Annotated in this window: 13 protein-coding genes and 1 pseudogene; 6 read left to right on the forward strand and 8 right to left on the reverse strand. The window is 69.5% G+C overall.

Features of this window, described 5'->3' with window-relative positions; all coding sequences use genetic code 11:
- Window positions 1–37: 37 nt before the first annotated feature.
- From AB0E63_RS45395 to AB0E63_RS45410, 4 genes are read right to left on the reverse strand one after another with little or no spacing between them, the layout of a single operon-like run.
- A complete protein-coding gene (locus AB0E63_RS45395) occupies window positions 38–514 on the reverse strand; it encodes a GyrI-like domain-containing protein (protein WP_360380817.1) in 477 nt (158 codons plus the stop codon).
- A 4-nt stretch (window positions 515–518) separates the two neighbouring features.
- A complete protein-coding gene (locus AB0E63_RS45400; RefSeq protein WP_360380819.1) occupies window positions 519–1,394 on the reverse strand; it encodes a universal stress protein in 876 nt (291 codons plus the stop codon).
- A 20-nt stretch (window positions 1,395–1,414) separates the two neighbouring features.
- A complete protein-coding gene (locus tag AB0E63_RS45405) occupies window positions 1,415–2,383 on the reverse strand; it encodes a hypothetical protein (protein WP_360380822.1) in 969 nt (322 codons plus the stop codon).
- Window positions 2,380–3,027: a hypothetical protein gene (locus AB0E63_RS45410; RefSeq protein WP_360380825.1), complete on the reverse strand. Its 648-nt coding sequence runs from the start codon at window positions 3,025–3,027 to the stop codon at window positions 2,380–2,382. Before AB0E63_RS45410 ends, AB0E63_RS45405 begins: the two co-directional genes overlap by 4 nt.
- A gap of 189 nt (window positions 3,028–3,216) precedes the next feature.
- On the opposite strand from AB0E63_RS45410, the gene AB0E63_RS45415 reads away from it, so the two are divergent.
- The 5 genes from AB0E63_RS45415 to AB0E63_RS45435 all read left to right on the forward strand — a co-directional run bounded on the left by AB0E63_RS45415 (window position 3,217) and on the right by AB0E63_RS45435 (window position 6,538).
- Window positions 3,217–3,777 carry a hypothetical protein gene (locus tag AB0E63_RS45415; protein ID WP_360380828.1) on the forward strand — a complete coding sequence of 187 codons (561 nt, stop codon included), beginning with the start codon at window positions 3,217–3,219 and terminating at the stop codon, window positions 3,775–3,777.
- A 5-nt stretch (window positions 3,778–3,782) separates the two neighbouring features.
- Complete coding sequence (locus AB0E63_RS45420) at window positions 3,783–4,658, forward strand: universal stress protein (RefSeq protein ID WP_360380830.1); 876 nt, start codon at window positions 3,783–3,785, stop codon at window positions 4,656–4,658.
- Window positions 4,659–4,770: 112 nt separating this feature from the next.
- Window positions 4,771–5,703, forward strand: coding sequence for a universal stress protein (locus tag AB0E63_RS45425; RefSeq protein ID WP_360380833.1), 933 nt, complete (start codon window positions 4,771–4,773; stop codon window positions 5,701–5,703).
- 20 nt (window positions 5,704–5,723) lie between these two features.
- A complete protein-coding gene (locus tag AB0E63_RS45430; protein ID WP_360380835.1) occupies window positions 5,724–6,284 on the forward strand; it encodes a hypothetical protein in 561 nt (186 codons plus the stop codon).
- 17 nt (window positions 6,285–6,301) lie between these two features.
- Window positions 6,302–6,538, forward strand: a complete 237-nt coding sequence (locus tag AB0E63_RS45435; protein ID WP_360380838.1) for an SHOCT domain-containing protein — start codon at window positions 6,302–6,304, stop codon at window positions 6,536–6,538.
- Between the two features lie 225 nt (window positions 6,539–6,763).
- Here the strand turns inward: AB0E63_RS45435 and AB0E63_RS45440 are convergent, their stop codons facing one another.
- Complete coding sequence (locus AB0E63_RS45440) at window positions 6,764–7,411, reverse strand: pyridoxamine 5'-phosphate oxidase family protein (protein WP_360380840.1); 648 nt, start codon at window positions 7,409–7,411, stop codon at window positions 6,764–6,766.
- Window positions 7,412–7,637: 226 nt separating this feature from the next.
- Here AB0E63_RS45440 and AB0E63_RS45445 point away from each other — a divergent pair, with 226 nt between their 5' ends.
- Window positions 7,638–8,291: a response regulator transcription factor gene (locus AB0E63_RS45445; protein WP_360380843.1), complete on the forward strand. Its 654-nt coding sequence runs from the start codon at window positions 7,638–7,640 to the stop codon at window positions 8,289–8,291.
- Window positions 8,292–8,334: 43 nt separating this feature from the next.
- Here AB0E63_RS45445 and AB0E63_RS45450 read toward each other — a convergent pair whose 3' ends face one another.
- The 3 genes and pseudogenes from AB0E63_RS45450 to AB0E63_RS45460 form a co-directional block, all read right to left on the reverse strand.
- Entirely contained in the window at window positions 8,335–8,838 is a 504-nt protein-coding gene (locus AB0E63_RS45450; protein ID WP_360380846.1) for a flavodoxin domain-containing protein, read from the reverse strand.
- 71 nt (window positions 8,839–8,909) lie between these two features.
- Entirely contained in the window at window positions 8,910–9,722 is an 813-nt protein-coding gene (locus tag AB0E63_RS45455) for a universal stress protein (protein ID WP_360380849.1), read from the reverse strand.
- Window positions 9,719–10,018 (reverse strand): annotated as a pseudogene (locus AB0E63_RS45460) (phosphoketolase); the annotation flags it as partial. The pseudogene AB0E63_RS45460 and the gene AB0E63_RS45455, both read right to left, overlap by 4 nt.

A 10,018-nucleotide genomic window follows, 5' to 3' on the forward strand; every position in this document is an offset into this window, starting at 1 on the left:
ACCTGGAGTCGCGGACCGCGGTCTTTGGCGTGCCGGATCAAACGGTCACCGCCGAGAAGCTGATCGGCTGGACGACCTCGATGCGACCACCCAGATCATCACAGGTGGGCAGGTCGTGGTAGATCTCCCAGCTGTCTCCGTCCCGGTCAGCGCCCTCGGTCTGCAGCCAGTCGTCGATGGCTTGGCGCGCCGGGCCGATCTTCTCGTGCGCCCCCTTGTACTTCTCGACGACGGCCGGGCCGGCCGGCAGAGTGGACGGACCGACCAGGCCGGAGCCCGCGATCGGCGCCGCCACCGGGAAGCCGGCCTCTACCTCGATGAGGTCGTCGTGCACCGGGTGGCCGCGGGCGAACGGATAGCCGGACGGCGGGATGCCGCGGCGAAACAGGTACGTCGCGACCTCCGCACATGCCCGGGGGACGAAGTCGGTCAAGTCCGCCGGCACGAGGACAGCGCGCCGGACGGCTGTCGCCTGCTCGGCGAGCATCCGTGGCTGCGGAGCGAAGCTGCACATGGCGTCAGCGGACGATGGCGACGGGGGCCTGGGCGTGGTGCAGGACGCTCTGGCCGACCGAGCCGAGGAGTAGACCGGTGAAGCCGCCCCGGCCGCGGGAGCCGACAACGACCAAGTCGGCCGAGTCCGCTCGACGGACGAGAGCCTGGGCCGCCGATCCGCTCACGAGTTCGGTCCGCCAGTGCACATCCGGATGATCCGCCGCCGCGCCGGCCACGGACTCGGCGACGAGCAGCCGGGCCTCGTCCTCGATCTTCTGCGCGTCGAACTGGAACGTCGAAGCGCCGTCGGCGTAGTTCAGGATCGACGTGGTCCAAGCGTGCAGCGCGACGACCTGGGCGCCCAAGGCCTCGGCCTGGTCGAAGGCGAAGTCGATCGCCTTGGCCGACGCCTTGGATCCGTCGACGCCGACGACGACGGTCGGCCCTTCGTGGGCGTGCGCCCGCAGGTCATGCGGGATCACGATGACCGGGCACGGGGCGTGCGTGGTCACCTGCACCGCGACCGACCCGACCAGGAGTCCGCTCCAGCCGCCGAGGCCGCGCGAACCGAGGACAACGAGGCGGGCGTGTTCAGCCCCTTCGAGCAGGGCTGGTACGGCGGCTCCGCCGACGAGGCTCGTTTCGACGTGCAGTTCGGGGAGCTGCAGTCGGATGCTTTCGGCAACCGAGTCGAGCCCCTGCTGACGCGCCGTTCGCAAGGCGTCGAGCGGAACGACGTGCCCCGGCGAGGGGCGCACGGTGACGATGAGCTCGAACGCCTCCAGGATCCGGAGCGGTGCGAGCAGCCGGATGGCTTCGGTGACTGCCCAGCGCAGGGCGCTCTGGCTGCCGGGCGATCCGTCGTACCCGACGAGAATCGGAGCAGGTTGTGACGACATGGTGTTGGCCTCCTGTGTTCTCAGAACCATTGGTCGAAGGAATCGCGCCAGTCCCGGCGGAACGTCCCGCCGGTGGGCTGCGCGGGGTAGCCGATCCGGATCACCATCTGCGGCCAGAAGCAGTCGCCGATCAGATCCCGGACCTGGAAGCGCGGAGCGGCGCGCTCGAGCACTTGATTGAGGAACGAAGCGGTGAGGTCGTACGACGTAGCCACCAGCAGGACCCGCTGCAGAGCCTGGCCGGCTCGCATCCAGGCGGCGGTGTCCTCGTTTCGGGTGCTGAGTACGGCGATGAACGGCTGGGTCTCGTAGACGGCCTGGCTGCGATGCATGCTGTCGAAGCCGGCGGACAGATCGCGGACGAAGCCCGGCCGGGCGGGGAGCGGACCGAGCGCGCTCTCCTGGATCCCGTCGCCCGATCGGTCTCCGCCGATCCAGCGCTGACGTTCGTGCAGTCGGTCCTCGTCGTGCAGGTCGTCGGCGTCGGTGCGCCGAACGATGGTGCCGAGCTGTGTCAGCTCGCTCTGGTCGAGCCAGTGCAGCTGAGCACGTTCGGCCCTCGCCGCTTCGTCCAGTCTTTGGAGCACCTTTGGTGAGACCGCGTGATCCACGAGCGGACCGCGATACGTGTGCCTGCGACGGATCTCGCCGTACAGATTGCTGAGGCCGGGCACCTGGGTCTCGCGAGCGGCGAGGAAGATGCGGGCGGCGATCTCCGGGTACTGCGGATCCGGGTTCGCGGCCACGCGGGACTCGTGGCCGAGCATCGCGGCCGCCACCCGGAGGTTGAACACCGCCGCCCCGATGCCGATCCGCGCGGCGCGTCCGGCGGGATCCGCGGTGGGCAGCGTGCGCTTCTCGTCGAGCAGTACGTCGATCACCGGCCCATGGACCTCGAACCGCCACGGCTGCGTGTTGTGAATCGACGGCGCGTGCACCGCGGCCGTCAGCAGGATGCCGACCTCGTCGTCGGTCAGTACGGCGGTCATCTGGACTCCGTTCTCGCCGGCACGCGGGTAGAGCGTCCGAAGCGGATCAGTGTCTGGTTCAGGCTGGTCGCGTGGATGTCGTGCTTGGCGGCCGTGAGCAGCACGCGTTGGCGGGCAATGCCCAGCCGGAGCTGATCCAGGCGGCTGTCGCGATCGGTGCTGAGCACGGCCAGCGGTACGAACGAGCCGGGAAGCCAGTCCAGCCTCGCGTCCTCGATCTCCGCTGCCCGGACCAGCGCGATGCGGGTCGAGTCGTCGGGGATGCCCGGTGGCCGGGTCAGGTGACGCGAGAGGATTGCGCCGTACAGCTGACGCAGCTCCCGATCGGGCACGCCGGTGTACTCGATGACGATGCGTGCGACGAGGTCGGGATCGTACGGGTACGGGCAGAGGCTGACCCAGCTCTCGAAGCTGAGTGAGGCCGCGGCGCAGCGCAGGTTGAAAACCGCCGCGCCGGTCGCGATGCGCAGTCCGCGCGCGGTTGGGTCGGCGGCCGGCAGGAGGTGTACTCCGTCGAGGTAGACGTCGATCAGATGCCCGTTCACCTCGAGCCGCCAGGGGCGGGGGACGTGCGTGGCCGGTGCGGCGTCGGCTGCGTGGAGCAGGATGCCGAGCGCCTCGGTCGTCAACTGGTCGGTCAGCATCGGCGCCTCCTCGGCCATGGTCGTCCGTCCGCTCTCAGCGTGCGCCCGGCGTCGAGCGGCGGGACAGCGGCATACGTCCCGAGATGAGGGGCCCTTCGGCTGGTGGCGGTGAGGTGACAACGGCCCTGACCGGCAGCGGGGGGCGAGATCCACGATCGAGGTGTCCGAATCGATTGGAAGGAACAGACCATGACCACCACGCCGCACCGCCGCGATCTACCGACTCCTGCGATGGAGCCCGACGGCGATCAGTACCCGATCATCACCACAGCGGCCGGGCGTGCGCTCGCCGTCCTGCGGATCGCGTTCGGCCTCGAATTCCTCTGGGCGTTCTTCGACAAGCTGTTCGGCTTCGGCTACGCCACCCCGTCCGGCAAGGGCTGGATCGACGGTGGCGACCCGACCGCCGGCTTCCTGGGCAAGGGCACCAGCGGCCCGCTGGCCGACTTCTACCAGTCCCTGGTCGGCGACTGGTGGGTCACTCCGCTGTTCATGGTCGGTCTGGCCGGCATCGGTCTCGCGCTGACCCTGGGCATCGGGATGCGGATCGCGGCTGTCTCCGGCGCGCTGCTGTACGTGCTGATGTGGTCGGCGAATCTGCCGCCGGAGAACAACCCGGTGCTCGACGATCACATCCTCGGCGCCATCACCCTCGTCGTCCTCGCGCTCGTTGCCGCTGGCAACGTGTGGGGGTTCGGCCGCTGGTGGGGCAAGCTCGACATCGTCCGCCGGTACCCGTGGCTGCGGTGACCACAATGACCGTCAAACCGGTGATCCACGTGGGAGTCGACGGCTCCTGGCGTGACACCGGTGCGCTGGAGTGGGCCCTGCTCGAGTCGCTGCTCCGGCACGAGCCCCTCCAGGCGGTGCATGTGATCGAGGACAAGCCTCGGCACGCACCGGGCTGGAAGCCGGACGTCGTGGACGACTCCTCGCTGGAGCTCGTCGGCGAGGTTCAGAAGTACCTGGACGAGAGCCCCGGCTCGCTCGACCACGAGGCTGATCTCGTGGTCGGGCCACCGGCCCGGGCGCTGATCGAAGTCGCGGCCGGCAGCCGGATGCTGGTGGTCGGCCGCCGGGGGATGGGGACGTTCAGCCGACTGCTGATCGGCTCGACCTCGGAGGTGGTCGCGGCCAACGCGCAGCGCCCGGTCGTGATCGTGCCCGAGCACTGGAAGCCCGGCGACCACGCCGGTCCGGTGCTGGTCGCGGTCGACGACTCCGACAACAACCAGGCGATCATCGAGTTCGCCATCGAGGAAGCGACCGAGCGTGGGCTGGCCGTGCGGCTGGTCCATGTCTGGGACCTGCCGGCCATGTACAGCTGGGACGCGATGAACGTCGCCGGCGTCAGGGCCGAATGGACCGAGAACGCCGAGCGCCACTTCGAGAACGTGACGGCCGAGTGGCGGCAGAAGTATCCCGGACTGACGATCCACGCGGATGTCCGCCGCGGCCACCCGGTCGACGGCGTCGTCACGGCGGCAGCCGAATGGGATGCCCAGCTCCTGGTCGTCGGCACCCGCCACCACACCAGGCTGACGCCCTTCCTGATCGGATCCGTGACCCGTGGTGTGCTCCACCACGCGACGTGCCCGCTGGCTGTCGTACCGGCGCCCACGAGTAGCTGATGGCCGAAGGTCCTCCACACATCCGTCCATCCGGCGGGAGCGGAGGGCCCGCACGGCCCTGCCGGAGCCGCCGGGATCGCGGCAGGCTCGAAGTGACAAGAGAGGTGAAGAGATGAGTACTTGGTCACGGACCGGGCCGGTTGTGGTCGAGGTCGACGGAACCGCCGAGAACCTGCGGATCGTGGACTACGCGGCCGCGGAGGCACTTCGGAGCGGGGCCGAGCTGGTGCTGGTGGCACCGTATTCGGCTCATGGCTCGTTCTCGCAGATGATGCCCGGGTATGCGCCGAAGACGCCGGCCGAGCTCGCGGACGATGCGTTGCGGGCGGCTGTCGCGCACGTGCGGCATCGGGATGGCTATGCGATGGAGCTGGCCGCGGTCGCCGGCGAGGGGTCGCGGGTGCGGGTTCTCGCGCACGCGGCGCGGAAGGCGCGGATGCTGGTGGTCGGCAGGGCACGTAGCCGTGGTCCGCAGCGCCTGATGAACACGCAGACGAGTCTGACGCTGGCGAGCCGGGCCGGCTGCCCGGTGGTCGTCGTACCGGCGTCGTGGAAGCCGTCGCTGGTGGACCGGAAGGTTGCCGTTGGCATCGATGGTACGGCGCTGTCGTCGGAGGCACTCGAGTTCGCCTTCGGTGTCGCCGCCGGCCGGGAGGCCGAGCTGGTCGTCGTGCACGCGGGTCTGCCTGCGGAGCACGCCTGGAACGACGACGATCCGGAGCACTCGTGGATCAGCCGGGCAGATCACCTGCTGTCGGAGACGCTCGCCCCCTGGACGAGCCGGTTCCCGAACGTGACGGTGACGCGGTTCCTGAGCAGCCGTCAGCCGGCCGCCGCGCTGGTGCATGAAAGTGGCGAGGTCGGCCTGGTCGTGGTCGGTTCACACGCCGGTCCGTTGCCGGTCGACCCGGTCGCGCGCCGTTCGGTGGCCGCGATGACCTGCCCGGTCGCGATCGTGCCGCATCACGTGACCGTAGCCGAGCGCGAACCAGTCGAGCAGCAGCGCGACGCCCGGCGCGGCGAGCTCGTCGTACCGATGTACTGACCCTGATCGGAGGCTTGATCATGTCCGCGACCGTACGTGCACTCGTCGTGTACGAGTCGATGTTCGGAAACACCGAGCGGATCGCGCGGGCGATCCGTGACGGGCTGCAGCGGAGTGTCCCGACCGAGATCGTCCCGGCGTACCGGGCGCCGACCGTGGTCCCCACCGACGTGCGACTGCTGATCGTCGGGGGACCGACGCACGCGTTCTCGATGAGCCGGCCGTCCACCCGGCAGGATGCACGGAAGCAGCACGACGTGGTGATGCCGATCGAGGTCGGGATCCGCGAGTGGCTCGACGCGCTGGCGACTGACACGAGGGCCGGCACCGGACGCCGGCCGAAGCACCTCGAGGTGGCGACGTTCGACACGCGGATCGCCAAGGTCCGCCGACTGCCGGGATCGGCCGCGCGGTCGGCCGCCAAGCTGCTGCGGAAGCTGGGGTTCCGGCTGATCTCGCCGTCGACGAGCTTCTTCGTGGACGAAACGACCGGGCCGATCCGCGAGGTCGAGATCGAGCGCGCCCGCCGGTGGGGCGACGAGCTCGGCCGGCTGCTCACCACCGCGGTGACGGCGGCCTGAGGCGCTGAGGAGGACCGATGATGCAGATGGGTTATGGCATGGGCTGGATCCTGTTCGCGGGGATCCTGTGGGTGCTCCTCGCCGGTGCAGCCGTGTGGGTCGCGGTGCGGCTGGTCCACCAGTCGCGTCCGAGGCCCACCAGCCTCCCGTCGCCGCTCGACATCCTCGAGCGCCGCTTCGCCGCCGGCAAGATCACCCGCGACGACTTCGACGAAGCCCGCGCCCGCTTGCGAGAACACGAGCTGGATCGGTGATTCACGCAGGACCAGATGCGACGGCCGCCGATGCGCATCACCTGGACGGGTTGAGAGGAGAGCCGACCACCAGGACGAGCTTCCCGCGCGCGGGACCGTCCTCGGGAGCTCCCCATCCATCGGGCCCTTGCGCTTCTTCCGATGACGACTCGGGTGTCGTGGTTGCGGCGCGCACGCCAGTCTCAGATGCCGCGCCCAAGAGCTTCCGTTGCTGGTCGCAGGTGCTCACCAGGAGCGGATGCGGCGGCCAGTGATGCGGTGCGGTTCGATGGCCATGTAGGACTCGCGGGTTCCGCCTGCCCATGGCTCGACTCGGCCGCGGGCGGCGTCGAGTTCTTCGCGCGCGACCGGGCGGACCATGCCATGCACCAGGACGCTCCAGCCGTCGTGCATGCCTTCGTCGGTGAAGTCGATCTCGAAGGCGATCGGGGCCAGGTCGAACTGCGCGACCGCGCTGTCGGCCGCGGTCCGGAAGATGATCAGGTCGTTGAGGTAGCAGTAGTTGACCGGGATGACCACGAGGTCGTCGGCCCCGTTGTATGCGATCCGGCCGACATCACCGGCGTCGATGAGCTTCAGGCACTCCTCCTTGCGCATCGGCTCGAGGACGGGTGCGATCGGTGGACGCTGAGGGGTTCTGGGCCGATAGGGCCCGGTCAGGTCGCCGACGCTGATGTCGAGGGCACGCGCCAGCCGGACGAGCTCTGCGCCGGTCAGAGCGAACGGCCGGGTCTCGATGTTCTCGATGCGCTCCGTGCTCAGGCCGGTCCGCTCCGCGACTTCCGCCGTACTCAGGCCGAGGGCCAGCCGGCGGCCCCGAATGCGGATGCCGAGGTCGCTCGGCTTGCCTGCGGTCCCTGACCTGGTGTCCATCGGAGTCTGCCTTCCCATCGATTTCGGCAGTTCCAGACAATCAGGCGGGCACCCGGGCGGGCAGGGCATGATGTCCTGAACAACCAGGGCCGGTCGGCACGTCCGCGCCGAAGGTCCCGCCCGGGGTAGGACCGTTGCCCCTGGCGCGTACCGCGCGGGGAACGAGATCCTGATGTGGGCGTGCCGGGCCACGTCGTAGGTGGGTGAAAAGCCGAAGGAGACGGTGATGACGATCAAGGTGTTTCTGCTCGACGACCACGAGGTGGTCCGGCTGGGACTGCACCAGCTGCTCGACGCGGAGCCGGACATCGACGTCGTCGGTGACGCCTCGACCGCCGCGGAGGCGCTCGCGCGGATCCCCGCCGCACGCCCCGATGTCGCCGTCCTGGACGTCCGGCTGCCCGACGGCGACGGCATCACGGTCTGCCGCGAGATCCGTTCGTCGATGGACACCCCGCCGGCCTGCCTGATGCTCACGTCGTACTCCGACGACCAGGCGCTCTTCACGGCGATCATGGCCGGCGCGGCGGGCTACCTGCTGAAGCAGATCCACGGCGACGCCCTGATCGACGCGGTACGACGGATCGCTGCCGGCGAATCGCTCCTGGATCCGACCATGACGATGAAGGTCCTGGAACGCCTCCGCCACCCGGTCGCCGACGAGGACCCGAGGTACGCCGCCCTCACCGAGCAGGAACGCCGGATCCTCGCCGAGATCGCCGAAGGCAAAACCAACCGCCAGATCGCCCAGTCGCTCTATCTGGCCGAGAAGACCGTCAAGAACTACGTCTCCTCCCTCCTCCGCAAACTCAACCTCGAACGCCGCACCGAGGCAGCCGTCTTCGCCATCGAACACTCGAAGAACCATCCGCAGTCGTAGGCGGCCACTTCATCAGCCGAGGAAGTGCTCGGTTGAGCGGTGGTCAGTGCCGGGTGGCGGGGATGGCGGTGCTGATGTCCGCCGCCCAGGCGCGGATCTTGGCCCAGTCGCGAGAGTCTCCAGCCAGGTTGCCTTTGGCGAGTCGGCGGGCGAGGAAGCCTTTGGCGGTGGCAGGTTCGAGCCGGCCGGCGAAGGTGACCGCTGGAGTGGCTCCGATGTCGCGCGCGAGACGGCGTACGGCGGGAGGCATCTGCTGGTCCTGGTCCTTGTCGGGGCCGACCGGGCCGCTGTGGAACAGCCAGACCTGGCGCGTGCGCAGCTCGTCGACGTTCGCCCGCAGGAAGTGGACGGCTTCGCGCCGCCAACGGCGGATGTAGATCGCGCTGCCGAGCACGACAGCTTGGTACGGCTCGATGGTGTGAACCTGAGTGACGTCGAGGACGTCGACGTCGTGGCCGTGCTCGCGCAGCTCGGCGCCGATCGCCTCGGCGATGCCGGCGGTCGCGCCCATCTTGCTGGCGTAGGCGACCAATACCTTCCTGGACATCGAGACCTCCTTCTGGTCACCCCAAGCTCACCAGTCTCGGCACTGCCCCCGGCAGTGCCGAATGGCCTCGGCTAGCGGGCCTCAGGACCCTCGATCGCCGCGCGCGGGATGACGGCGACCGGGCACGGGGCCTGGTGCAGCATGGTCTGGCTCACCGAGCCGAGCAGCAGCCCGGCGAAACCGCCGCGACCGCGAGACCCGACGACCAGGAGCTGCGCATCGGTGGACCACTCGAGCAGAAGTTCCGAGGGATGACCGGGCACCTCGATCACCTCGGCGGTCCGCGCGTCCGCGTGGGCCCGGAGCGCGGCCGTGAGGTCCTCGTCGTCGGCCAGGACCGTCACGATCCGGGCGACGAGCTCGTGTCGCCGCGCGTACTCCAGCCCGAAGTCGACCGCCGCGTCGGCGGCCGCGGACCCGTCGTACCCGATCACCACCTGGCTGCCCACCAAGGCGTCCTCGCTGGGACGTACGACGACCACCGGACAGTGCGCGTGGGCGGCGAGCTCCAGTCCGGTGGAGCCGACGAGCAGGCTGACGGCCCGGCCGGACGCCCGGCTGCCGATCACGATCAACCCGGCGTCCCGGGACGCGGCCAGCAGAACCGGCGTGGGAAAACCATCGACCCGCTCGGCCGTGATGGGCACACCAGGGTCGAAGCTGTGCGCCACATCGAGCGCCTCCGCGACGATCTTGTCGCCGGCGGCACGCAGCCCCGGCGCCATATCGCTGGGTCCGAGCGGAACCCGGAACTCGGCCCACACGAACGCGTGCACCAACTGCAGACCGACCCCCCTGGCTGCAGCCTCGGCGGCACCCCACCGGATCGCGTTCTCACAGTCGGCCTCGCCGTCGATGCCGACGACAACCTTCTTCGCCGTCACGTCGACGTCCCTGTCCAGCGCCAGTTCGTGATCTCGGGCATGTCCTCGCCGTGAGCGAGGATGTAGGCGTGGTGCCGGGCCCGCTGGTCGATGAGCCACTGCCGTACGTCGGCGGCCCGCTGGCCGAGGCCGGGGACGCGGTCGATGACGTCGAGGGCGAGGTGGTAGCGGTCCAGGTCGTTGCGTACCACCATGTCGAACGGCGTCGTGGTCGTACCTTCCTCCTTGTACCCACGGACGTGCAGGTTGTGGTGGTTCGTCCGCCGGTAGGTGAGCCGGTGAATGAGCCAGGGGTA

Origin of the sequence: Kribbella sp. NPDC026596, from assembly GCF_040638415.1 — a bacterium.
Lineage (GTDB): Bacteria > Actinomycetota > Actinomycetes > Propionibacteriales > Kribbellaceae > Kribbella.

Coding starts and splice junctions, on each gene's coding strand:
- AB0E63_RS45395 (WP_360380817.1), bottom strand. CDS start 514: ATGTGCAGCTTCGCTCCGCAGCCACGGATGCTCGCCGAGCAGGCGACA.
- AB0E63_RS45400 (WP_360380819.1), bottom strand. CDS start 1,394: ATGTCGTCACAACCTGCTCCGATTCTCGTCGGGTACGACGGATCGCCC.
- AB0E63_RS45405 (WP_360380822.1), bottom strand. CDS start 2,383: ATGACCGCCGTACTGACCGACGACGAGGTCGGCATCCTGCTGACGGCC.
- AB0E63_RS45410 (WP_360380825.1), bottom strand. CDS start 3,027: ATGCTGACCGACCAGTTGACGACCGAGGCGCTCGGCATCCTGCTCCAC.
- AB0E63_RS45415 (WP_360380828.1), top strand. CDS start 3,217: ATGACCACCACGCCGCACCGCCGCGATCTACCGACTCCTGCGATGGAG.
- AB0E63_RS45420 (WP_360380830.1), top strand. CDS start 3,783: ATGACCGTCAAACCGGTGATCCACGTGGGAGTCGACGGCTCCTGGCGT.
- AB0E63_RS45425 (WP_360380833.1), top strand. CDS start 4,771: ATGAGTACTTGGTCACGGACCGGGCCGGTTGTGGTCGAGGTCGACGGA.
- AB0E63_RS45430 (WP_360380835.1), top strand. CDS start 5,724: ATGTCCGCGACCGTACGTGCACTCGTCGTGTACGAGTCGATGTTCGGA.
- AB0E63_RS45435 (WP_360380838.1), top strand. CDS start 6,302: ATGATGCAGATGGGTTATGGCATGGGCTGGATCCTGTTCGCGGGGATC.
- AB0E63_RS45440 (WP_360380840.1), bottom strand. CDS start 7,411: ATGGACACCAGGTCAGGGACCGCAGGCAAGCCGAGCGACCTCGGCATC.
- AB0E63_RS45445 (WP_360380843.1), top strand. CDS start 7,638: ATGACGATCAAGGTGTTTCTGCTCGACGACCACGAGGTGGTCCGGCTG.
- AB0E63_RS45450 (WP_360380846.1), bottom strand. CDS start 8,838: ATGTCCAGGAAGGTATTGGTCGCCTACGCCAGCAAGATGGGCGCGACC.